General features: G+C 74.9%; 18 protein-coding genes. 16 read left to right on the forward strand and 2 right to left on the reverse strand.

Going from position 1 to position 23,684, the window contains the following annotated elements; genetic code table 11:
- The first annotated feature begins 12 nt into the window (after positions 1-12).
- The 6 genes from V5D56_RS05225 (at position 13) to V5D56_RS05250 (ending at position 4,506) form a co-directional block, all read left to right on the forward strand.
- Positions 13-513, forward strand: a complete 501-nt coding sequence (locus tag V5D56_RS05225; RefSeq protein ID WP_435737998.1) for an N-acetyltransferase family protein — start codon at positions 13-15, stop codon at positions 511-513.
- A gap of 65 nt (positions 514-578) precedes the next feature.
- Positions 579-995 carry a Fur family transcriptional regulator gene (locus V5D56_RS05230; RefSeq protein WP_435737999.1) on the forward strand — a complete coding sequence of 139 codons (417 nt, stop codon included), beginning with the start codon at positions 579-581 and terminating at the stop codon, positions 993-995.
- A gap of 122 nt (positions 996-1,117) precedes the next feature.
- Positions 1,118-2,530 carry a zinc metallochaperone AztD gene (aztD, locus tag V5D56_RS05235; protein ID WP_435738000.1) on the forward strand — a complete coding sequence of 471 codons (1,413 nt, stop codon included), beginning with the start codon at positions 1,118-1,120 and terminating at the stop codon, positions 2,528-2,530.
- Positions 2,531-2,663: 133 nt separating this feature from the next.
- Positions 2,664-3,593, forward strand: coding sequence for a metal ABC transporter substrate-binding protein (locus tag V5D56_RS05240; protein ID WP_435738001.1), 930 nt, complete (start codon positions 2,664-2,666; stop codon positions 3,591-3,593).
- A gap of 73 nt (positions 3,594-3,666) precedes the next feature.
- On the forward strand, positions 3,667-4,065 hold the full coding sequence (locus V5D56_RS05245; protein WP_435738957.1) for a Fur family transcriptional regulator: 399 nt from the start codon (positions 3,667-3,669) through the stop codon (positions 4,063-4,065).
- Positions 4,066-4,224: 159 nt separating this feature from the next.
- Complete coding sequence (locus V5D56_RS05250) at positions 4,225-4,506, forward strand: HU family DNA-binding protein (RefSeq protein WP_087470693.1); 282 nt, start codon at positions 4,225-4,227, stop codon at positions 4,504-4,506.
- Positions 4,507-4,644: 138 nt separating this feature from the next.
- Here the strand turns inward: V5D56_RS05250 and V5D56_RS05255 are convergent, their stop codons facing one another.
- Entirely contained in the window at positions 4,645-5,016 is a 372-nt protein-coding gene (locus V5D56_RS05255; protein ID WP_435738002.1) for a hypothetical protein, read from the reverse strand.
- A gap of 159 nt (positions 5,017-5,175) precedes the next feature.
- On the opposite strand from V5D56_RS05255, the gene rpmF reads away from it, so the two are divergent.
- From rpmF to V5D56_RS05275, 4 genes are all read left to right on the forward strand, one after another.
- On the forward strand, positions 5,176-5,346 hold the full coding sequence (gene rpmF / locus V5D56_RS05260) for a 50S ribosomal protein L32 (RefSeq protein ID WP_251152039.1): 171 nt from the start codon (positions 5,176-5,178) through the stop codon (positions 5,344-5,346).
- A gap of 87 nt (positions 5,347-5,433) precedes the next feature.
- Entirely contained in the window at positions 5,434-6,729 is a 1,296-nt protein-coding gene (locus V5D56_RS05265; protein ID WP_435738003.1) for a YibE/F family protein, read from the forward strand.
- Positions 6,730-6,903: 174 nt separating this feature from the next.
- Entirely contained in the window at positions 6,904-10,938 is a 4,035-nt protein-coding gene (locus V5D56_RS05270; RefSeq protein WP_435738004.1) for an SCO7613 C-terminal domain-containing membrane protein, read from the forward strand.
- A 243-nt stretch (positions 10,939-11,181) separates the two neighbouring features.
- Positions 11,182-13,488: a glycosyl hydrolase family 95 catalytic domain-containing protein gene (locus V5D56_RS05275; protein ID WP_435738005.1), complete on the forward strand. Its 2,307-nt coding sequence runs from the start codon at positions 11,182-11,184 to the stop codon at positions 13,486-13,488.
- A gap of 103 nt (positions 13,489-13,591) precedes the next feature.
- Here V5D56_RS05275 and V5D56_RS05280 read toward each other — a convergent pair whose 3' ends face one another.
- Entirely contained in the window at positions 13,592-14,065 is a 474-nt protein-coding gene (locus V5D56_RS05280; RefSeq protein WP_435738958.1) for an Lrp/AsnC family transcriptional regulator, read from the reverse strand.
- Positions 14,066-14,294: 229 nt separating this feature from the next.
- Here V5D56_RS05280 and V5D56_RS05285 point away from each other — a divergent pair, with 229 nt between their 5' ends.
- Genes V5D56_RS05285 through V5D56_RS05310 form a run of 6 tightly spaced genes read left to right on the forward strand, consistent with a single transcriptional unit; the run spans position 14,295 to position 23,601 of the window.
- On the forward strand, positions 14,295-15,506 hold the full coding sequence (locus tag V5D56_RS05285; RefSeq protein ID WP_435738959.1) for a thiamine pyrophosphate-dependent dehydrogenase E1 component subunit alpha: 1,212 nt from the start codon (positions 14,295-14,297) through the stop codon (positions 15,504-15,506).
- Complete coding sequence (locus V5D56_RS05290) at positions 15,503-16,519, forward strand: alpha-ketoacid dehydrogenase subunit beta (protein ID WP_435738006.1); 1,017 nt, start codon at positions 15,503-15,505, stop codon at positions 16,517-16,519. Before V5D56_RS05285 ends, V5D56_RS05290 begins: the two co-directional genes overlap by 4 nt.
- Positions 16,519-18,240, forward strand: a complete 1,722-nt coding sequence (locus V5D56_RS05295) for a dihydrolipoamide acetyltransferase family protein (RefSeq protein ID WP_435738007.1) — start codon at positions 16,519-16,521, stop codon at positions 18,238-18,240. Before V5D56_RS05290 ends, V5D56_RS05295 begins: the two co-directional genes overlap by 1 nt.
- Positions 18,237-19,937 (forward strand): carboxyl transferase domain-containing protein, encoded by a 1,701-nt coding sequence (locus tag V5D56_RS05300; RefSeq protein WP_435738008.1) that lies wholly within the window; start codon positions 18,237-18,239, stop codon positions 19,935-19,937. The genes V5D56_RS05295 and V5D56_RS05300 overlap by 4 nt, the downstream gene beginning before the upstream one ends.
- A gap of 5 nt (positions 19,938-19,942) precedes the next feature.
- Entirely contained in the window at positions 19,943-22,429 is a 2,487-nt protein-coding gene (locus tag V5D56_RS05305; RefSeq protein ID WP_435738009.1) for a biotin carboxylase N-terminal domain-containing protein, read from the forward strand.
- Positions 22,426-23,601 (forward strand): acyl-CoA dehydrogenase family protein, encoded by a 1,176-nt coding sequence (locus tag V5D56_RS05310; protein WP_435738010.1) that lies wholly within the window; start codon positions 22,426-22,428, stop codon positions 23,599-23,601. The genes V5D56_RS05305 and V5D56_RS05310 overlap by 4 nt, the downstream gene beginning before the upstream one ends.
- Positions 23,602-23,684 lie beyond the last annotated feature (83 nt).

Genomic DNA, 23,684 nt, shown 5'->3' on the forward strand with positions numbered 1-23,684 from the left:
AGGGCTGCTGCCATGACCCAGGTCGACGCCCCTGCCCGTGACCTGGTCGTCCGCCGGGCGGGGGTGGACGACGTGCCGGCGATCCAGGCGGTCGGGCTCCTCACGTGGCCGCGGACCTATTTGCCGTTCACGGCGCCCGACCACGTCGTGGCGAGCCTCGCCACCTGGTGGACGGCGGACGCCGTGCGCGCCGCGGTGGTCCACGACCTGACGGTCGTCTCCGAGGTCGAGGGCCGGGTGACCGGCATGGCGACGCTCGGCCGGATCAGGGGCGAGCACGTGATCTGGAGGATCTACGTGGTGCCCGAGCAGCACCGGACCGGCACCGGAGCGGCGCTCATGCGGGCGGTGCTCGAGGCGGTCCCGGAGCATGAGGACGTCCTGGTCGAGCTCGTCGAGGGCAACGAGCGCGCGCGGTCGTTCTACGAGCGCTTCGGCTTCGTGCGCGAACGCTCGGTTCCGGAGGACGACGGCACGACGACCCTCTGGTATCGAAGGCGCCACCAAGAATGAGAATCGTTCGCGTAAACTCGGGCGGTGTGCCGCACGGCGGCCGGAGGCGAGAGGACGGAGCGTCGGTGGCGCAGCGCGACGACGAGGCGACGCCTCCCCCCGGCAGGTGGTCGACCCAGCAGCGTGCGGTGCTGCGCGTGCTGCACGGCGCCCGCGGCTTCGCCACCGTGCACGACCTCTACCTCGAGCTCGTGCACGACGGGTCCTCGGTGAGCCTGGCGACGGTGTACCGCACCGTCCGGCTGCTCGTCGCGTCCGGTGCGGTTGAGGCGGTCCACGGCGACCGGGGCAGTACGGCGTACCGCATCGCGTCCACGGGGGGCTCACGCCTGTCGCTGCGCTGCGTCCGGTGCGGTGACGTGGAGCCGGTGTCGCGCGATGTCGTCGAGGAGTGGGCGCGGGCGACCGCGGCCTGCCACGGCTTCGTCGATGTCGGCATGGTCGCCGATCTCCGCGGGCTCTGCGCAGCGTGCGGGCCGTGATGCGATACGATAATGAGAATGATTCCAACTTCTGTTAGCGTCCGACCTGAGCCGCCCAGCAGCGCTCGTCCCCACCGGAAAGGAGTGGGTTCCGCACGCCGACCGTCGGAACCCGACCACGCATGACCCTCACCGCACGCCACCGCACCCGACCGCTCGCCGCGCTCGGGATGCTGCTCCCGCTCGCGCTGATCGCCGCCTGCTCGTCTGGCGAGCCTGCCGCCGAGGCGTCGTCGAGCGCGCCCGCCGCGGAGGAGACCGCGAACGAGCCCAGCGAGGCCTCGTCCCGCACCCCGCGCCTCGCCGTCACCTACGACGGCGGGATCCAGGTCCTCGACGCCCAGACGCTCGAGGTCCTGGAGGACTTCGAGCTCGACGGCTTCAACCGCCTCAACGGCGCCGGCGACGGCCGCCATCTCCTCGTCTCGACGACGGGAGGCTTCCAGGTGCTCGACGGCGGGGCCTGGGCCGAGCCGCACGGCGACCACTCGCACTACTACACGGCGGACCCCGAGCTCACGGACGTGATGTTCGACGCCGAGAAGCCGGGCCACGCCGTCGTGCACGCCGGGCGCACGGCGCTCTTCGACGACGGCACCGGGGAGATCACGGTCTTCGACTCCGGCGACGTCGCGGACGAGTCGCGCGAGGTGCGCGAGCTTGCGACACCGGAGGCGCACCACGGCGTCGCCGTCGAGCTGTCCGACGGCACGCTCGTCGTCTCCGAGGGCACCGAGGACGCGCGCACCGGCATCCGCGTGCTCGACGCCGAGGGCGCCGAGATCGCTGCGTCCGACGAGTGCCCCGGCGTCCACGGCGAGGCCGTGGCCGCCGACGAGGCCGTGCTCATCGGCTGCGAGGACGGTGTCCTGGTCTACAAGGACGGCGAGATCACCAAGGTCGCGAGCCCCGACGCCTACGGCCGCATCGGCAACCAGGCCGGCAGCGAGGAGCACACGGTCGTCCTCGGCGACTACAAGTCCGATCCCGACGCCGAGCTGGAGCGCCCCACGCGCGTCTCCCTGACCGACACCGCGACGGGCGAGCTCACGCTCGTCGACCTCCCGGCGAGCTACACGTTCCGGTCACTGGCGCGCGGCGACGCGGGCGAGGCGCTCGTGCTCGGCACGGACGGACAGATCCACGTCATCGACCCCGCGACGAAGCAGCTCGTGCGCTCGATCCCGGTGATCGACGCGTGGGAGGAGCCCGAGGAGTGGCAGTCGCCGCGTCCGGCGATCTTCATGCTGGACGGCTCTGCCTACGTCACCGACCCGGCGAACCGGGCGATCCACGCGGTCGACGTCGAGACCGGTGAGGTCTGGAACACGGTCGAGCTCGACGTCGAGCCCAACGAGATCAACGGCATCTCCGGCGACGTCGAGGCCGGCTCGGCCGAGCACGACGAGGCCGGGCACTCGGAGGAGGAGCACGCCGAGGAGGGCCACGAGCACTCGGAGGGGGAGGGGCACGACCACTCCGAGGAGGGCCACGACCACGAGCACGCGGACGAGGAGACCACCCCCGCGGGCTGAGCCTCGCCCTGTCCCGTCCAGCACCGCGCGGCCGCGGTACCCCGTCCGTCGACCGGGTACCGCGGCCGTCGTGCGTCGCCCTCGGCGGACCCGTCGCCCGCACCACCCGAACCACCGACCCACGGAGCACCCCATGACCCGCCCCCTCCCGCGCGCCCGCGGCGCTGCCCTCGCTGGCGGCGCGCTCCTCGCCCTCACGCTCACCGCCGCCTGCACGCCCACGGACACCGACGACGACGGCGTCGAGGTCCTCGCGTCGTTCTACCCGCTGGAGTACGTCGCGGAGCGCGTCGGCGGCGACCACGTCGCCGTCGCCAACCTCACGCCGCCCGCGGCCGAGCCGCACGACCTCGAGCTCTCACCGGCGCAGGTGCGTCAGATCGGGAGCTCCGACCTCGTCGTCTACCTGTCGGGGATGCAGCCCTCGACCGACGAGGCGATCGCCGCCCGCGACCCCGAGAACGTGCTCGACACCGCCGAGGCCGCGGGCCTGGAGGCCGGGCCCAACGGCTCGGCGGCCCCGGCTCCGGAAGGCTCCGCCCTCGATCCGCACTTCTGGCTCGACCCGACGCGTCTCGCGACCGTCGGCCACCAGGTCGCCGAGGAGCTCTCCGCGATCGACCCCGACCATGCCGACGACTACGCCGCCAACGCGCAGGCGCTCGAGGACGACCTCGTCGTTCTCGACGAGGAGTACGCGACGGGGCTCGCGGCGTGCGCGGGCGCGACGCTCGTCGTCTCGCACGCGGCCTTCGGCTACCTCGCCGAGCGGTACGACCTGGTCCAGGTCGGCATCTCGGGGATCGACCCGGAGGCGGAGCCGTCACCCGCCCGGCTGCGCGAGGTGCGCGGCGTCGTCGAGGACGCGGGGGTGAAGACCCTGTTCTTCGAGGTGCTCGTGAGCCCCAAGGTCACCCAGACCCTGGCGGACGACCTCGGGGTGGGCACCGACATGCTCGACCCGCTCGAGGGGCACACTGACGAGGAGGCCGACTACCTGGAGACCATGCGCGCGAACCTCGACGCCCTCCGGCAAGGTCTGGTGTGCGAGGCTGCGGGCTGACGCCGCGCTCCTCCGGAATCCCGTGGGATGCTCGGGCGTTCCACGGACGGAGGAGGTGGTCGTCGTGCAGAGGATGACGCGGCAGCGCGCGGTGCTCCTGGAGGCGATCGACGGTCAGGACGGTTTTCGCAGTGCGCAGGACATCCACCAGGACCTGCGCGCGCGAGGTGACACGGTCGGTCTCGCGACCGTGTACCGCGGGCTCCAGGCCCTGTCGGAGGCCGGCGTCGTCGACACCCTGCGCACCGCGGAGGGCGAGAACCTGTACCGCCGATGCGCAAGGACCGAGCACCACCACCACCTCGTCTGCCGCTCGTGCGGCCGGACGGAGGAGATCGACGGACCGAGCGTCGAGCGGTGGGCGCGTACCGTCGGCGCCTCCCACGGCTTCGTCGACATCGAGCACGTCGTGGAGCTCTTCGGCACGTGCGCGGCGTGCCGCGCGTCGGTCACCGACGCTGTCGCCGACTGACGGCTGGCCGGCCCCCGGCACGCTCCGGGGGCCACAAGTCGCGCGAAACTCCGCGTGTTCCCTAGTGTTGTGCCCGGTGCGCGGCCTCTCGGCTGGCACACTGAGACCGTGACGACGCGTGGTGTCCACCGCGCGTCGTGAACCGAAGAAGGGATTCGCATGTCGCTCAACAAGTCCGAGCTCGTCTCGGCCATCGCCAGCAAGGCCGACCTGTCGAAGGCGGACGCGGAGAAGGCTCTCAACGCCTTCCAGGAGGTGCTCATCGAGTCGCTGGGCAAGGGCGAGGCCGTCAAGGTCACGGGCCTCCTGTCCGTCGAGCGCGTCGAGCGTGCCGCCCGCACGGGCCGCAACCCCCGCACGGGCGAGGAGATCTCGATCCCCGCCGGCTTCGGCGTGAAGATCAGCGCCGGCAGCCTGCTCAAGAAGGCCGTCGCCAAGTGACGTCCCGCTGACCGAGCCGTCGTCGGTCGGTCAGCGTGTCGAAGGCCCGGTTCCCGCGAGGGAACCGGGCCTTCGTCGTGCTCGCGCCGGGCGTGCTCCGCCGTGCGGGCGCTCGGGTCGAGGCGCGCGGGTCGGCGCTCAGGCGTGGACCACGTTCGCCAGGATCCCCGCCTGCGTGAGCCGGGTCCCGATGGCCTGGTCCGCCTCGGAGAATGCCTTGTTCGATCGCGCGACTCCGACCGCGCCCGCCATCGCACCCTGGCCGGTGGGGCGCTGCACCCGGGCGACGAGGGCGCCGTCGTGCTGCATGAAGTCCACCGTGAACACGAGGTGCTGGTGCTTCCCGGCGAACGCGCCGAGCCAGAACGTCCGGGTCTTGCTCCCGCGCTCGACCGACCACTGACCGCTGGGCTGGGTGGCGACGGTGAAGCCCTGCTCGTGGAGCGCCGACGCGAGCTGGTGGCGTGCGGCGTCGTGGTCGCCGGTGAGGAAGTAGTCGACGGTGGCCATGGGCGTGCTCCTGGCGGGTGCGGGGCGCGCGCGGCGCCCGGTCGGGTCCGCGCGACCGCGCGGCGCGTCGGATGCTACCGGGCCGCGCACGTGCCTGGCACTTGATAACCGTTATCATATCTGTCTAGGCTGGGCTCCCCCGCTCCGGAAGGACCCCTCATGGCCGTGCCCAAGCGCAAGCTGTCCCGCTCCAACACCCGCGCCCGCCGCTCGCAGTGGAAGGCACAGGTCCCGCAGCTCGTGACCGTCGTCGTCGACGGGCGAGAGGTGGCCGTGCCCCGGCGCCTCGTCGCGGGCGTCCGCCGCGGCCTCGTCACCCTCCCGGAGTGACGTCGCGTCCGTGACGGGCCCGCACGTCCCCGTGCCCGACGGCGCGGGATCGCCGGGGCCGGAGCGTCCCCGTGGCAGCATCGTCCGGTGACCGAACCGACCACCCGGCGCGCGGCCCGCGGCGTCAGACGCCTCGACGAGCCCGAGGCGGTCCACGGGCACGCGCACGGCCCCGCCGCCCCCGCGACCCGGCGCGTGCGCCTGACGCTGACCGCGCTGCTCGTGCCGCTCCTGCTCGCCACGCTGGCGGGGCTCGTCGCGCTGTGGCCCGCGGCGTCCGACGTCCCCGCCCGGATCCCCGTCGCCGCGGAGGGCAGCACGGTCCTGCGCGCGACGGTCACGGGGCCGGTGGACGAGGAGACGTCGTCGGTGCTCGCACGGCTCGACGACGGGTCGCGCGCCGGAGGGCAGGACGTCGGCGGCGACGAGATCACCGTGCAGGCGCCGCCCGAGTACCTCGCCTACGGGTTCGACGAGGGCGACCGCCTGCGCGTGCTGTTCATCGCCGGTGCGGAGGCGGGCGGCGGGACACCCTTCGTGTTCCTCGACTTCGAGCGCGGCCTGCCGATCGGGATCCTCGCGGCGGCGTACGCGCTCGTCGTGCTCGCCGTCGCGCGGTGGCGCGGGCTCGCGGCGCTCGCGGGCCTCGCGGGCGCGTTCGCCGTCATCGGCTGGTTCACCCTCCCTGCGCTGCTCACCGGCCAGGACGCGCTCGGTGTCGCGCTCGTGACGTCGTCGCTCGTGATGTTCGTCGTGCTGTACGTCGCGCACGGGTTCACGGCCAGGACGTCGACGGCGCTGCTCGGCACCCTCGTCGGGCTCGCCCTCACGGCGCTGCTCGGGTCGTGGGGGTCGGGCGCGTCGAACATCACGGGGCTGACGTCCGAGGAGTCGCTGTGGATCCCGCAGTACGCGCCGGCGATCGACATCCAGGGCGTCGTCCTGTGCGGCCTCGTCCTCGCGGGCATGGGCGTGCTCAACGACGTGACCATCACCCAGGCGTCGGCCGTGTGGGAGCTGCGCGCGGTCGCGCCGCTCGCCACGCGGGCCGAGCTCTTCACCCGCGCGATGCGCATCGGCCGCGACCACATCGCCTCGACCGTGTACACGATCGCCTTCGCGTACGTCGGGGCAGCGCTGCCGCTGCTCATGGCCGTGTACCTGTCGGACCAGTCGCTCGCGACGAGCCTCACCTCCGGGGAGATCGCGGAGGAGGTCGTGCGCACGCTCGTCGGGTCGATCGGGCTCGTCCTCGCGATCCCGATCACCACCGCGATCGCGGCGGTCGCGGTACCCGGCGCCGCGTCGTCGGCCCCTGGTCCTCAGCCGGAACAGGCTGCCGAGACGGCGACCGGCGAGGTTGCCGAACCCCGCGGCCGGTGAGTTTGCCGAACCCCGGGTTGTGCGGCGCATCGGACTCCGAGCGCCGCACAACCCCGGGTTCGGCAGGCTCCGATCGGCCTCAGGAGGCGGCGCCGCCTCGGTCTTCACGAGACTGCCACGGTTCCCGCTGTGGACAGCGCCCCGGCGAGCCCCCCGGTTCGCCAAGATGTGCGCATGAGAGAGCCGTGGGTCGACGTCGCGCTGGCGCGGCTGCCCGACACCCGTTCGTGCCCCGCGTGCGCCGCGCCCCTGCGCTCCACCCGCTGCGACCACTGCCGCCTCGACCTCGTCGGGCCCCTCGCGTTCGCGGTCGACGGCGCGTCGCGCGAGGCCGCCGACGCGCTCGGACGGCGCCAGGACGCTCTCGACGCGCTGCGGGCCGCCCAGCCCGACGCCGCGGCGTGGGCGCGCGAGCGCACGCGCCCCGCGGGGTATGCCGGGTCGCCCGACCCGCGCGCCGTCGTGCCGCGCGCCGGGGTCGCCCCGACGGCGGGCGCCGCACCTGCTCCTGCGTCCGGTCCCGGTCGCCCCGTCGCGCCGCGTCCTGCGCCGACGAGACCGGCGCCCAGGACCGCGCCGCCCGGGGGGTACGTGCCGGCACCCGGGTACTCGCCCATGCCCCGGCCCACCGCCCGGCCTGCGCCCGCGCGGAGCATCGGTCTCCAGCCGGTCCTCGCCGCGGCGGGCGCGGGACTGCTCGCCGTGTCCGTGGTGGTCTTCGTGTTCTTCACGTTCGGCGACGCCCTCGCGCTGCGGGCCGTCGCGACGGGCGTGGTCACCGTCCTGACGCTCGGCGCGGCGGTCCTGCTGCGCCGCACCGGCCTGCGGTCGTCGGCGGAGGCGGTCGCGGCGCTCGCCGTCGTGCTCGCGCTCGTCGACGCGGAGCTCGCGCTCCAGGCCGGGCTGCTCGCCGGCGTCGATCCCGCGCTCGCGAGGGCCCTCGTCCTCGGAGGCGTCGTCGTCGTGCTCGGCGTCGTGGGCGACCGGGTGCGCGTGCGCGCCTGGGTGACGAGCGCCGTCGTGCTGGCCCCCCTGGTGCCGCTCCTCGTCGCAGCGGGCGGACTGCGCTCGTGGGCCTGGGTGCTCGGGCTGCTCGCGGCGAGCCTCGTGTCCGCGGCGGTGGGCGTCGTCGCGCGCCGCACGGGACCGCGGCTCGGCTCCGCGCTCGCGCCCGAACGGCGCCTGGCGCAGATCGTGCGCGGGGTCCTGTTCCCGCTGGCGGTGCTGGTCTCGCTGACGGCCCTCGACACGCCGGGGACGCCGGGGCGTCTCGCGGCCTCGGGGCTCGTGCTGGCGTGCGCCGTCGTCGCCGTCGTCCTGCGGCTCGTCACGCACGAGCGCGCCTGGCTCGCGGCGACGGGCGTGACGGCCGTGCTCGCCACCGGGCTGCTCGGCGCGACCGACGACCTGCTCCGGCTCGGCCTCCTCCCGGTCTGCGCCACCCTCGGTTGGCTCGTGCTCGTCGCGTGGAGCGACCCGCGCGTCACGACCCCGATCCGTGGCGGCACGCCGCTGGCGCCCCGGTCCCGCTCGGACCTCCTGCTCGGCGGGGGGCTGACCGTCCTGCTGCTCGGCACGGGCGCGCTGCTCGGGCTGCCCGCGCGCGCTCTCGACGTCGTGGCGGGCGCGGCCACCGGACCCGACGCGCGGCTCGGGACGACGCCGCTCGGCGGCGACGAGTGGTGGACCGACTCGGTGGAAGGGCCCGGGACCGTGTTCTGGGCCGGGCCGCTCGTCACGGGTGTGCACCTCGGGGTGCTCGCGCTGCTCGTCGTGGCGGTCGTCGCGGGCAGGTTGACGCTCGGCACGCAGCGCCCCGCGACGACCGGGAGCCCCGCCGCGCCCGGGAGCCTCTCCGCGCCCGGATGGCCCGTCGCGCCCCGGAGGACCGTCACGACCGGCAGTCCCGTCACCACCGGTGGCCGTGCGACCGCGCCGTGGTTCGCCCTCGTGCTCGTGCTCGGCCTCGTGCTCGACCCGCGGCTCGCGGGCGTGTCGTCGCTCGTGCTGCTCACGGCGCTCGCGGCCCTGCTGCTCGTGGCGTGCACCCGGCGACGCGTGGCGGCGGCAGGCGGCGAGGTCGCGCGCTGGCGGGTCGTCGGGGTCGTGGGCGTCTTCGCCGCGACCGGTCTCCTCCTCGTCGGGTCGTGGACGTCGCGGCCGACGGCGACGGCCGGGGCGGTCGCGGTCGTGGCGCTACTCCTCGCGGTGCGCGGCGCCGTCCCGCGGCCGGCCCACGCGCCGCTCGTCGCGGCCGCCTACGCGTACGGGCTCGTCGTCCTCGGCGTGACGCTCGGCTGGTCGGGCCTCGACGGCGTCGCAGCCCTGTGCACGGTGTCCGCGGTGGCGTCCGTCGTGGCGCTCGCGACGACGCTCGTCCCGCGCGTGGGACGGGACACCTGGTGGGCCGTGCTCGCGGTGACCGCGCTGCCGTTCCTCGTCGGGGTCGCGACCGTCGCGACCGCCCGCAGCTGGTGGTCCGTCGTCGCGTGCCTCGCGATGCTCGCGCTCGAGGTCGTGCTCGTCGTCACGCGCCGGCCCGGGACGGCCACGGCGCTGCGGCTCGCCGGTGCGGGGCTCGCCCTGCCGACGGCGTCCGTCGCGGTCGTGAGCGCGGGCGCGATGCTCGTCCCCGGGAGCGGGTCTCCCGTGGTGCTTCCCGTCGTCGCGGCGCTCGTCGCCGCGGTCGCGGCCGGTGCGCGCGCGGCAGGGGACGCGATCGGCGCGAGGGTGGGCGACGCGCACGGCATCCGGGAGGTGCTCGAGGTGAGCGCCGCGCTCACGGGGACCATCGCCGTCGGGCTCGCGTACGCGCGCCCCGCCGCCGGGCCCGACGTCGCCGTCGCCGTCCTGCTGCTCCTCGCCGTCGGCGCGGCCCTGGTCGCGCGCACGCCCGACCGTCTCGCGGCGTGGTGGCTCGCCGCGGCGCTGACCACCGTCGCGGTCTGGACGGCGCTCGCGGACGCGGGCGTCGGCCTCGTCGAGGCGTACACGGCACCGCCGGGTGTCGCGGCCGTCGTCGTGGGGGTGCTCCTCGCGCGGCGCGGGCGTCGAGGGTGGGACCTCGCGACGGCGGGCGGCGCGCTGCTCGTCGTGCCGTCGCTCGTCGTGCTCGTCGCGCGGCCCGAGCCGGGGGACGTGCGGGCGACCTGCCTGGTCGTGGCCGCGGGCCTGCTCGTGGTCGGGGCAGCAGCGCTGGCCTCGCGCCGCCGCCCCGCCCCTGCCTGGACGCGTCCCGCGGTGCCCCGGCTCAGCGGGATCGCGGTCCTCGCGGCGAGCGCCGGGACCGTCGAGTCGCTCCACGTGGCGCACGTGCCCGGCGGTGGTGCCCTGTTCGTGCTCGGGTCGGCGTGGGCGTTCGCTGGCGGAGCGTGCGCGGCGGGGGCGGGGCTCCTCGCGGCACGCGTCGCCCGGGGGGCGTGGCGTGACCGCGTGCGGAGGTGGGCAGCGGCTCCGGCGCTCGTGCTCGTCGTGGTCGGTGTCGTGGCGAACGTGCGGCCCGTGTGGGGGGCGATCGCCGCGGTCTGGGCTCTCGAGATCCTGCTCGTCGCGCTCGTCGTCGTCGGTGTGCGGCGTACCCTGCGGGGTCTCGACGACCTGCCGCCCGCCTGGTTCACCTGGCTGCTCGCGCTCGCGGCGGCGATCGGCGCGTGGTCGCCGCGCGAGCTGCGCGTCGAGGTGTTCTCGCTGCCGCTCGGTGCGGGGCTGCTCGTCGGCGGCTATCTCGCGTTCGTGGCGACGTCGGCGGTCGGTGCTCCGTCCGGCGGGACCCCGTCCGGTGGTACCCCGCCCGGCGGCGCGCCTCGCGTCGGCACGGCCGGGGTCGCGCGAGGTGCGTGGCCTCTCGGCCGCGTCGGGTCGTGGGCGCTGCTCGCACCAGGGATCCTCGCGACGCTCGGCCCGTCGGTCCTCGCGACGTACACGGACGCGCGGACGTGGCGCGCGATGCTCGTCGTGGTGCTCGCCCTCGCGGCGGTGCTGGTCGGGACCCGCAAGCACCTCGCGGCGCCGTTCCTCCTGGGCGTCGCGGTCCTCCCGGTGGAGATCCTCGTGGTGTTCGTGTCCCAGCTCGGGACGCGCATCTCGGCCGGGCCGTGGATGCTCACGCTCGCCGCGGCGGGCGGACTGCTCCTCATCATCGCCACGTACTACGAGCGGAGGATCGCCGCGTACGACGGCGCCGCCGCCTACGTCCGCGACCTGCGCTGAGCGTCGCCGGGGGCGGGGTCGCTGCCACCACGGGGCCCGAGGATCCGGCGCGAGGAAACCCTGGACACAGCGTATACATCGATCATTCATGGGTGAGGATGGAGGCCGCACGAAGCCGAACCCCGGGTTGCCGCCCTCTCAGGATGTCGAGAGGACAACAACCCGGGGTTCGGCAGCATGCTGACAGCTCCCCACGCCCGTGAGGCCAGGGAGTCACCTGACCAATGACGTCTCGGAGGATCTGTGACTCTCGACCGTGAGCCCTCGCGGGTCGACGCGCCCGTAGCCCTCTCGCCGGTCGCGCTCTGGTACGACGCTCCCGCGACGGACTGGTCCTCCGAGTCGCTCCCGATCGGCAACGGCCGCCTCGGGGCGACGCTGTTCGGCGGGATCTCCGAGGAACGCGTCCAGCTCAACGAGCACAGCCTGTGGGGCGGGACGAACGGCTACGACAACGCCCTCGCGGGTGTGCCCGACGACGCCTTCGACACCGGTGTCACGGGCTTCGGCTCGTACCGCGCGTTCGGCGTGCTGCGCGTCGCGTTCGAGGGTTCGGACGTCGGGGCGTCCACCGGCTACCGGCGCGCGCTCGACCCGACCCTCGGGATCCACACCACGACGGTCGCGGCGCCGGCGGGGACCATGCGGCGCGAAGCCTTCGCGAGCCACGTCGCGGACGTCCTCGTCCTGCGCTGCACGACCGACGCGCCGTCGGGCCTGACCGCCACGATCACCCTCGACTCGGCCCAGGAGGACGCCCCGACCACCGTCGACTCGACGGCCCGCCGGCTCGCGTTCCGCGGCGTCCTCGCCAACGGGCTCCGCCACGCGGCCGCCGTGCAGGTCGTCGCGACGGGTCCGACAGGCGGCAGCGACGGCACGGCCGCTCCGGAGCCGACGACGGAGGTGGCCGCCGACGGCACGGGGCTGCGCGTCGTCGGCGCGACGACCCTGACGCTCCTCGTCGACGCCCGGACCGACTACCGCCTGAGCGCGGCCGACGGCTGGCGGGGGGAAGATCCCGTGCCGGTGCTCGATGCCGCGCTCGCCGCGGCGGCCGGCCGGCCGTACGAGGCGCTGCGGGCCGAGCACGTCGCGCACGTCCGGGAGGCGATGTCGCGCGTGCACGTGGACTGGGGGACGTCCGCCGGGGACGTCCTCGCGCTGCCCACCGACCGGCGTCTCGCGCGCTACGCAGACGGCGGCGAGGACCCGTCGCTCGAGCAGACGCTGTTCGCGTACGGGCGGTACCTGCTGCACGCGTCGTCGCGCCCCGACGGTCTGCCGGCGAACCTGCAGGGGCTGTGGAACGACGACAACCAGCCGCCCTGGGCGTGCGACTACCACACGAACATCAACGTCCAGATGAACTACTGGGGCGCGGAGAGCACGAACCTCCCCGAGACGCACGAGGCGCTCGCGGCGTTCGTCGAGCAGGTCGCGGTACCCAGCCGCACCGCCACGCGGAACGCGTTCGGGGAGACGACGCGCGGCTGGACGGCACGCACGTCCCAGAGCATCTTCGGCGGCAACGCGTGGGAGTGGAACACCGTCGCGAGCGCCTGGTACGCGCAGCACCTCTACGAGCACTGGGCCTTCACGCAGGACCGCGCGTTCCTCGAGACCACCGCCTACCCCGTGCTGCGCGAGGTCTGCGAGTTCTGGGAGGACCGGCTCGTCGAGCGGCCCGACGGCGCGCTCGTCGCTCCCGACGGCTGGTCGCCCGAGCACGGTCCCCGCGAGGACGGCGTGATGCACGACCAGCAGATCGTGCGCGACCTGTTCGAGAACTACCTCGACTGCGCGGCGGCGCTCGACGCCGACCCGGAGCACCGCGCCGTCGTCGCCGGGCTGCTGGCGCGGCTCGCGCCGAACCGTGTGGGGCGGTGGGGGCAGCTCCAGGAGTGGCAGGAGGACCGGGACGACCCCGAAGACCTCCACCGGCACACGTCGCACCTGTTCGCGGTGTTCCCCGGGCGGCAGATCACGGCCGCGACGCCCGAGCTGCGGGCCGCCGCGCTCGTCTCCCTCAAGGCCCGCTGCGGGGAGCGCGACGGGGTGCCGTTCGACGAGGCGACGGTGTCGGGGGACAGCCGGCGCTCGTGGACGTGGCCGTGGCGCGCCGCGCTCTTCGCGCGGCTGGGCGACGCGGAGCGCGCCCGGTCCATGGTGCGCGGGCTCCTGCGGTTCAGCACGCTGCCGAACCTGCTCGCGACGCACCCGCCGATGCAGCTCGACGGCAACCTCGGCATCACCGGCGCGGTCGCGGAGATGCTGCTCCAGAGCCACGACGGGTTCGTCCACCTGCTCCCTGCCCTGCCCGCGGCGTGGTCGGCCGACGGGTCGTTCAGCGGCCTCCGCGCGCGCGGGGGCTACGAGGTGAGCGTGCGGTGGCGCGACGGCGAGGTCGTGTCGTACGACGTCGTCGCGGACCGTGCGCCCGGCGACCACCCCGTGCGCGTGCGGGTCGACGGCGCAGACCGTCGCGTCGTTCCGGCGTTCCGCGGGTCGCCGATGCGCGACCTCGGCCCGTGGGAGGCCTCGGCCTGACTCCGCCGACGCCGCGGGACACCGAGATCGACAGCACGGTCCGAGATCGGCCCTCTGAAGGGCCGGTCTCGCGTCGGACGACCGATCTCGGGCGCTCGGCCGCTCAGCGTGCGCGGCGCTGCTTCTCGATGAGCGGGCGCAGCCGATAGGGGATGAGCTCGCCCATCGACAGTGAGGTCTCGGTCCGCTCGACGCCGTCGATCGCGAGGATCGCGGCGTCGATGCGGAACAGGTGGTCGGTGTCGCGGCAGGCCACGGTCACGCGCAGGTCGGCGGTGCCGCTGCGGCCGTGCGCCTGCACGACCTCGGGGATGCGCGCGACGTCCTCGACGATGCGCGCGAGCTCCTTCTGCCGGAGCTGCACCTCGACGAACGCGGTGAGCGGGTGGCCGAGGACGTGCGGGTCGATGCGCCGGTCGAGGTCGAGGAACGCGCCCTCCGCCTCGAGCCGGGCGAGGCGCGCGGCGACGGTGTTGCGCGAGAGCCGCAGACGTTCGGCGAGCGCGACGATCGTGGCCCGCGGGTCGTCGCGGAGGGCGAGCAGGAGGTCGAGGTCGACAGCGTCGGCGCTGTGCATGGTGCTCACCCTAACAAGGTGACGGCGGTCACAGTGCACGGTGCGCGGCGCATCGGTGGAGCCATGTGCGTGACGGGGGTTACGTTCGCCCTAACCCGGTCCTCGACGGTGAGGCCCGGCTCCCAGCAGTACTCGAAGGCGAGGTGGCATGGTGGCCAGCGAACCTGCGGTGCGGACCGGCTCGACGGTGGAGACCCTGCCGACAGAGCACGACGGTCACCGGGCGGAGATCCCGCACGACGCACGAGCAGACCGGAACGACGAGACGACGCCGACGGGCGAGGAGACGCGCACGGTCCGGCTCCTGGACGAGGACGGCACCCGCCGCCCCGACCCCGAGCACGACCGGTGGCTCGCGGACCTCGACGTGGACACCGGCGACGACGCCGCGCGCGCCGCCGCCCGGCAGACGCTCCTGCGGCTCTACGAGGACATGGTGGTCGCGCGTCGGCTCGACGCCGAGGCCACGGCGCTCCAGCGCCAGGGCGAGCTGGCCCTGTGGCCGCCGCTGCTCGGCCAGGAGGCGGCCCAGGTCGGGTCCGCCCGGGCGTTGCGCGCCGACGACTTCGTCTTCTCGTCGTACCGCGAGCACGCCGTGGCGTCGGTGCGCGGCGCCTCCCCCGTCGACCTCGTGCGCGTGTGGCGCGGCGTCACGGTCTGCGGCTGGGACCCGTACGCGATCGGCATGGCGTCGCCGCAGGTCATCATCGGCGCGCAGGCCCTGCACGCGACGGGCTGGGCGATGGGCGTCCAGCTCGACGTCGACGCCGGCCGCGTCGACCCGGCGGACGGCCTGCCCGTGGGCGTCGCGTACTTCGGCGACGGCGCGATGAGCCAGGGCGACGTCAACGAGGCGTTCGTCTTCTCCGCGACCTACCGCTCGCCGGTGGTGTTCGTGTGCCAGAACAACCAGTGGGCCATCTCCGAGCCGGTCGAGCTCCAGTCGCGCGTCCCGCTCGTCGAGCGGGCCCGGGGGTTCGGCATGCCGGGCGTGCGCGTCGACGGCAACGACGTGCTCGCCGTCCTCGCCGTGACCCGCGCCGCGCTGGACCGCGCCCGGCGCGACGGCGGCCCCACCCTGGTCGAGGCCGTCACCTACCGCATGGGTCCCCACACGACCGCCGACGACCCGAAGCGCTACCGGGACGCCGCCGAGCTCGAGCTGTGGGCGGGGCGCGACCCGGTCGCGCGCTACGCGGCCTACCTGCGCGGCGTCTGGGTGCTCGACGACGCGGAGACCGACCGCGTCCAGGGAGTCGCGGACGCGGCCGCCGCCGAGCTGCGCGCCGGGTGCGTCGCGCTCGAGGACCCGCCGCCGTCGTCGCTCTTCGACCACGTGTACGCCGAACCGCACGCGCCCCTCGCGCGCGAGCGCGCCGAGCACGCGCGCTACCTCGCGTCGTTCGACGACGCGGAGCCGCAGGAGGGGGTGGCGCGATGACCACGACGCTCACGCTCGCGAAGGCACTCGGGGCCGGGCTGCACCGTGCGATGACCGACGACGACCGCGTCGTCGTGATGGGCGAGGACGTCGGCCGGCTCGGCGGCGTCTACCGCGTGACCGACGGGCTGCAGGCCGAGTTCGGGCCACGGCGCGTGCTCGACACGCCGCTCGCGGAGTCGGGGATCATCGGCACGGCGGTGGGGCTCGCGATGCGCGGGTACCGCCCGGTGTGCGAGATCCAGTTCGACGGCTTCGTGTTCGTCGCGTTCGACCAGATCGTGTCGCAGCTCGCGAAGATGCACGCCCGGACGGGCGGAAGGGTGCGCCTGCCGATCACGATCCGCATCCCCGTGGGCGGCGGCATCGGCGCGGCAGAGCACCACTCGGAGTCTCCCGAGGCGATGTTCGCGCACGTCGCGGGCCTGCGCGTCGTGTCCGTCGCGAACCCGCAGGACGCGTGCACCGTGCTGCGGCAGGCGGTCGCGTGCGACGACCCCGTGATCTTCTTCGAGCCCAAGCGGCGCTACCACCTCAAGGGCGAGGTCGAGGAGATCCCGCTCGCGCTCGCGCCGCCGATGGACCGCGCGCACGTGCTGCGCGAGGGGCGCGACGTCACGCTCGTCACGTGGGGCGGGCTCGTCGGGACGGCGCTCGACGCCGCCGTCGCCGCGTCCGACGACGGGGTGTCGGTCGAGGTGATCGACCTGCGGTCCCTGGCGCCGATGGACCACGACACCGTGGCGGCGTCGGTGCGCCGGACCGGCCACCTCGTCGTCGCGCACGAGGCGCCGCGCCACGCCGGGCTCGGGGCGGAGGTCGTCGCGACCATGACCGACCGCTGCTTCGAGTACCTCGAGGCCGCGCCCGTGCGCGTCACCGGGTACGGCATGCCGTACCCGCCGGCGCGGCTCGAGAGCCACTACCTGCCGGACCTCGACCGCATCCTCGACGGAGTCGACCGGGTGCTCGGCCGGGCCCAGGCGCCCACGCTCGAGGGGGTGTCGCGGTGATGACGACGCGCGAGTTCCGACTCCCCGACCTCGGGGAGGGGCTCACCGAGTCCGACATCGTGGCCTGGCACGTCCACGCGGGTGACCACGTCGAGCTCAACCAGGTGATCGCCGAGGTCGAGACGGCCAAGGCGCTGGTCGACCTGCCCTCGCCCTACGCCGGCGTCGTCGCGACGCTGCACGCCGTCGAGGGCCAGACGGTGAACGTCGGCGACCCGATCGTCACGTTCGAGGTCGAGGACCCCGCGACGCCGGGTGACAGGGCGCCGGACGACGGGGCACCGGGTGCCGGGGCGACGGCTGGTGCGGCGTCACCTCCCGCCGCCGAACCCGGGGTTGTACGGCCATCGGAGGCCGGAACGCCGCACAACCCGGGGTTCGGCGGCGGGTCTGGGGGCGAGCCCGGCAGCGGGTCTGGGGGCGCGCCCGCCGGGGCTGACTCCGACGTCCGGGACGTCGTGGAACCGAACCTCGTCGGCTACGGCGCGCGGCCGGACAGCACGGGCCGCCCGGTGCGCCGTCGCCGTCGTGCCGCCGAGGGTGCCGAACCCCGGGTTGCGCGGCAGTCCGGCGCCGATGTGCCGCGCGACCCCGGGTTCGGCGACCGGCCGCGCTCCACGCCGCCGGTGCGCGCGCTCGCCAAGAAGCTCGGCGTCCACATCGAGCGCGTCGAGGGCACGGGGCCGGACGGTCTCATCACCCGCGCGGACGTCCTCGCGGCGGTGAGCTGCCACCGCGACGTCGCGCATCCGACGCGGGATGCCGGACGCCCGGCCGGCATGGTCCCCGGTGCGCCGCACGACCCGGGTGCGCGGCGGACCGCTCCGTCGCAGCCCGGGCACCTGGCTGTCGAGATGCGGGAGACGGCCCCTCGCGGCGCCGCGCCCGGGACCACGTCTCGCATCTCGGTGACGGGTGCTGACGCCGGGCCGGAGCGCGTCCCGGTGCGCGGCGTGCGGAAGCACACGGCGGCCGCGATGGTGTCGAGCGCGTTCACCGCACCGCACGCGACCGTGTTCCTCACGGTCGACGTCACGCGCAGCGTCGAGCTGCTCGATCGCCTGCGCACGCACCGGCTCGCGCGGGACAGCCGCGTCACGGTGCTCGCGCTCGTGGCCCGCGCGCTGTGCGCCACGCTGCCGCGCCACCCCGACCTCAACAGCGCGTGGCACGACCTGCCCGACGGTTCCGCCGAGATCTGGCGCCACCACCGCGTGAACCTGGGGATCGCCGTCGCGACCGACCGCGGGCTCGTGGTCCCGCACGTCGCGGACGCCGACGCGCTGGACCTCCCGGCGCTCGCGGACGCGCTCGCGGAGCTCGTCACGACGGCCCGCGCCGGGCGTACGCCGCCCGAGCGCCTCACGGGCGGGACGATCTCGATCACGAACGTCGGAGTGTTCGGCGTCGACGCCGGGACGCCGATCCTCGTCCCGGGCGAGGCGGCGATCCTCGGCCTCGGCGCGGTCCGACGGCGGCCGTGGGAGCACGACAGCGACGTCGCCCTCCGCGACGTCGTCACCCTCAGCCTGTCGTTCGACCACCGCGTGGTCGACGGCGAGCAGGGCGCCCGCTTCCTCGCCGACCTCGGCGCGCTCCTCGAGGACCCGGGCCTCGCGCTCCTGGGCACGCCGACCCGCCGAACCCCGGGTTCGACGGCCTTGAACGGCGATCCTGCCGCGCAACCCGGGGTTCGGCGGGGAGAGGGGGCGACCGCGTGACCGTCCTGACGACCGCCGTCGACCCGGGCTCGGAGACCGCCCGGGCGAACGACGCCGCGCAGCGCGCGCTCGCGGCCGACCTCCGCGAGCGCACGGCCGCCGCCGCGCTCGGCGGACCGGCGTCGGCGCGCGACCGCCACGTCTCTCGGGGCAAGCTGCTCCCGCGCGACCGCGTCGACCGACTGCTGGACGAGGGCAGCCCGTTCCTGGAGATCGCGCCGCTCGCCGGTCACGGCGTGGACGACGGCGCATGGCCGGCCGCGGGCGTCGTCGCCGGGATCGGCGTGGTGAGCGGCCGTCAGGTCATGGTCGTGTGCAACGACGCGACGGTGAAGGGCGGCACGTACCACCCGCTCACGGTGAAGAAGCACCTGCGCGCGCAGGAGATCGCGCTCGAGAACCGGCTTCCGTGCGTCTACCTCGTCGACTCGGGCGGCGCGTTCCTGCCGCGCCAGGCCGAGGTGTTCCCCGACCGGGACCACTTCGGGCGCATCTTCTTCCACCAGGCCCAGCTGTCCGCTGCGGGGATCGCGCAGATCTCCGCCGTGCTCGGGTCGTGCACCGCGGGCGGCGCCTACGTGCCGGCGATGAGCGACGAGACCGTCATCGTGCGCGACCAGGGCACGATCTTCCTGGGCGGGCCGCCGCTCGTGAAGGCCGCGATCGGCGAGGTCGTCACGGCGGAGGAGCTCGGCGGCGGCGAGCTGCACGCGCGGCGCAGCGGCGTCGTCGACCACCTCGCCGAGGACGACGACGACGCGCTCGACACCGTCCGCCGCATCGTCGCGACGCTCCCGCCCGACCCCGGGCCCGCGTGGGACGTCGAGCCGAGCGAGCCTCCCACGATCGGCACCGTCGGGCAGCCTCACGGGAGGCAGCCAGACGGCGCGCGCGCCATCGCCGAACCCGGCGCGCCGGGCCGCGCGGGCCCCGGCGAAGACCTGTACAGCGCCGTCCCCACCGATGTACAAGCCCCGTACGACCCGCGCGAGATCGTCGCGCGGATCGTCGACGGCAGCCGGTTCCAGGAGTTCAAGCGCGAGTACGGCGACACGCTCGTCACGGGGTTCGCGCGCATCCACGGCCACCCCGTCGGGATCCTGGCGAACCGCGGCGTGCTGTTCGGCGCGTCGGCGCTCAAGGGCGCGCACTTCGTCGAGCTGTGCGACCAGCGCGGCATCCCGCTGCTGTTCCTGCAGAACATCTCCGGCTTCATGGTGGGCACGGACGCCGAGGCGGGTGGCATCGCGAAGGACGGCGCGAAGATGGTCACAGCCGTCGCGACGACGCGCGTCCCGAAGCTCACGGTGATCGTCGGCGGGTCGTTCGGCGCCGGGAACTACTCGATGTGCGGGCGCGCGTACTCGCCGCGGTTCCTGTGGTCGTGGCCCGCGAGCCGCATCTCCGTCATGGGCGGCCCGCAGGCCGCGTCGGTGCTCTCCACGGTCAAGCGCGACCAGCTCGCCGCCCGCGGCGAGACGTGGGACCCGGACGAGGAGGCCGCCTTCTCGGCCGGCATCCGCGCGGACTACGACGAGCACGGCAACCCCTACTACGCGACGGCCCGCCTGTGGGACGACGGCGTCATCGACCCCGCCGACACGCGTCGCGTGCTCGGCCTCGCCCTCGGCGTGTGCGCACGCACACCCCTCGCCCCGCTCGACGCCGGCCCGCGGTTCGGGCTCTTCCGGATGTGAGGCCCGTGACCGTCCAGCCCGTTCACCCGACCCCGCCCGCGGCGCGGCCGTTCGGCACCGTCCTCGTCGCCAACCGCGGCGAGATCGCGTGCCGCGTGATCGGCACGCTGCGCCGGCTCGGCATCCGGTCGGTCGCGGTGTTCTCCGACGCCGACGCCGGGGCACGCCACGTGCGCGAGGCCGACGTCGCGGTGCGGCTCGGCCCCGCCCCTGCCGCGCGCTCGTACCTCGACGTCGAGGCCGTCGTCGCCGCCGCCGTCGCGACCGGCGCCGAGGCGATCCACCCCGGCTACGGCTTCCTGTCGGAGAACCCCGCGCTCGCGACGGCGTGCGCGCGCGCCGGGATCGCGTTCGTCGGACCGGGCGTCGAGGCGCTCGACGCCATGGCCGACAAGCTCGCCGCCAAGCGGATCGTCGCCGCGCGCGGCGTGCCCGTCGTCCCCGGCGCGGGCGAGCCCGGGATGCCCGACGACGCAGTGCTCGCCGCCGCGCCCGACGTCGGGTTCCCCCTCCTCGTCAAGCCGTCCGCCGGCGGCGGGGGCAAGGGGATGGTCGTCGTGCGGTCCGCGGACGACCTGCCGGCGGCGCTCGCGTCCGCTCGGCGCGTCGCGGCGTCGTCGTTCGGCGACGACACGCTCCTGCTCGAGCGGCTCGTCGAGGCGCCCCGGCACATCGAGCTCCAGGTGCTCGCGGACACGCACGGGACCGTGATCCACCTCGGCGAGCGCGAGTGCTCGCTCCAGCGGCGCCACCAGAAGGTCGTCGAGGAGGCGCCGTCGCCGCTGCTGTCGGACTCCGAGCGCGCGCGGATGGGCGAGGCCGCGTGCGAGGTCGCGCGGTCCGTCGGCTACGTCGGCGCGGGGACCGTCGAGTTCCTCGTCCCCGCCGCGTCGCCCGACGAGTTCTTCTTCATCGAGATGAACACCCGCCTGCAGGTCGAGCACCCGGTCACCGAGTTGGTCACAGGGCTGGACCTCGTCGAGCTCCAGCTGCGCGTCGCGGCGGGGGAGCCCTTGCCGCTCGCGCAGGACGACGTCGAGCTCCGCGGCCACGCCGTCGAGGCGCGGATCTACGCCGAGTCGCCGGCGCGCGGGTTCCTGCCCGCGACGGGGACGGTGCTCGCGTACGACGACGCGGGCGCGCCGTCCGGCCCGATGTCCGACGTGGGAACCGCGCCGCTGCGGCTCGACTCCGGGATCGATCGCGGGACCGTCGTCGGCGGGGACTACGACCCGATGCTCGCGAAGGCCGTCGCGTGGGCTCCGACGCGCGCGGAGGCGATCTTGCGGCTCGACGGGCTGTTGGCGGAGACCGTCGTGCTCGGGGTCGAGACGAACGTCGGGTTCCTGCGGTCGTTGCTCGCGGACGAGGACGTCCGGGCGGGGCGGCTCGACACCGGTCTGATCGGTCGTCTCCTCGGTGCGGCGTCCGGTGTCGGGTCCGGCGAGGGGGTCGGGGGTGTGCGCGCCGTCTACCATCCGCGGGCTCGTTCCTCGCCCGCTCCCGCCAGACCCGACCACGACGGCGCGCACACCCCCGACCCCCTCGCCTCGTCCGGCGTGTCAGCGGTCGACCGCGTCGCAGCGGCGTTGTTCGTGGCCGAGCACGCGTCTGTTCCTCGTGAGCACGGGGTTGGCCACCGGATCGGGGCGGATCCGGTGGGTAACCACGTGCTCGGTGGCGGCGGTGAGGTCGACCCGTGGCGGGCCGGGGACGGGTGGCGCCTCAACGCGCCCGCGGCGGCGCGCGTCGTCGTGCTGCGCGACGTGACTGGCCTCTCCGGTGGGCCCGACCACGAGGTGCGGGTCACGGGGACGGCGAGGGACGCCGTCGTGCACCTCGTGGCGGCTGACGGCGGTGCGCCGGACGGCGACGCGACGGTCCGTGCCGCGGAGGAGCCGGGCGAGGCCCGGGCGTCGCTCGTACCCGACACCCTGCACGACGACGCGTGGTGGCTCAGCGTCGACGGCACCCGGGAGCGGGTCCGGCTCGCGTGGCAGCCCGCCGCGGACGGCGAGCCCGCGGTCGTGTGGCTCCACCGTGACGGCCGCACCGTCGCGTTCGCCGCCCCCGACCGGGCGGAGCGCTCCGCGCGGAGCCGGGACGAGCGCCGTCGGGCACGCGGGGGGACGGCCGCGGCGACGGACCCGGAGGTCCGGGCCGCGATGCCCGGGACCGTGGTGGCCACCGTGACCGACGGGGACGCCGTCACGGCCGGTGCCGTGCTCGTCACGGTCGAGGCCATGAAGATGGAGCACCCCGTCCTCGCGCCGCACGACGGCGTCGCGCACGTCACCGTGCGCCCCGGCGACCTCGTGCGCCGGGACCAGGTGGTCGCCGTCGTCGAACCGGCACCACCACCCGCCGCGGGCGGACCTGCCGCGAGCGACCCCGGCGCCCCGGCCATCAGCACGACAGCCACCCCACCCGACGCCGTCGCGGCACACCCCGCTGCGCCGGCGACCTCCTCCGACACCCAGGGAGCACCATGATCGAGGTCGACACCCTGCTCACCGACGAGCAGGCGAAGCTGTACCAGGTCGTGCGGGACTTCGCCGACCACGTCGTCGCGCCCGCCGCCTACCGGTACGACACCGAGCGTCGGCTGCCGATGGAGATCATCGCGCAGATGGGCGAGCTCGGGCTGTTCGGGCTGCCGTTCTCGCGCGACGTCGGCGGTCAGGGCAAGGACTACGTGTCGCTCTGCCTCGCGGTGGAGGCGCTCGCGCGCGCCGACCAGTCGATCGCGGTGACGCTGGAGGCGGGGGTCGGGCTCGGTATCGTGCCGATCTACCGGCACGGGACGCGCGAGCAGCAGGAGCGCTGGTTGCCGGACCTGCTCGCGGGCAGGGCCCTCGCGGCCTTCGGCCTGACCGAGGCGCAGGCCGGCTCGGACGCCGGCGGGACGCGCACGACCGCGCGGCTCGACGGCGACGAGTGGGTGGTCGACGGCTCCAAGCAGTTCATCACCAACTCCGGCACGCCGATCACGAGCCTCGTGACGATCACGGCCGTCACGGGCGAGACGCGCGGTCCGGGCGGCGAGGTGCGCAAGGAGCTGTCGAGCATCATCGTCCCCGCGGGGACGCCGGGGTTCGAGGTGGGGCCGGCGTACGACAAGGTCGGCTGGCACACCTCCGACACGCACCCGCTCACGCTCACCGACGTGCGGGTCCCGGCGGAGAACCTGCTCGGCGAGCGCGGACGTGGGTACGCGAACTTCCTGCGTGCGCTCGACGAGGGTCGCATCGCGTTCGCCGCGCTCGCGACCGGCGCCGCGCAGGGCTGCCTCGAGGAGGCGCTGCGGTACGCGACGGAGCGCGTGGTGTTCGGGCGGTCGATCGGGGAGAACCAGCACGTCGCGTTCACGCTCGCGCGCATGCAGGCCCGCGTCCACACCGCGCGGCTGGCCTGGCTCGACGCCGCGCAGAAGCTCGTGCACGGCAAGCCGTTCAAGGCCGAGGCGTCGGTCGCGAAGCTCGTGGGCGGTGAGGCCGCGATGGCGAACGCGCGCGACGCGTCGCAGATCTTCGGCGGCTACGGCTTCCTCAACGAGAACCCGGTCGCGCGGCACTACCGTGACGCGAAAGTGCTCGAGGTCGGCGAGGGCACCACCGAGGTGCAGCTCATGGTCATCGCGAGGAGCCTGGGCCTGGAGGGCTGACCACAGTCCGCCGCCGAACACGACCTGAAGGACGTCATCGACGGTTTCACGACCTTCAGGTCGTGATCGACGGCGAGCGGGGT

This window comes from Cellulosimicrobium sp. PMB13 (genome assembly GCF_051294865.1).
GTDB lineage: Bacteria > Actinomycetota > Actinomycetes > Actinomycetales > Cellulomonadaceae > Cellulosimicrobium.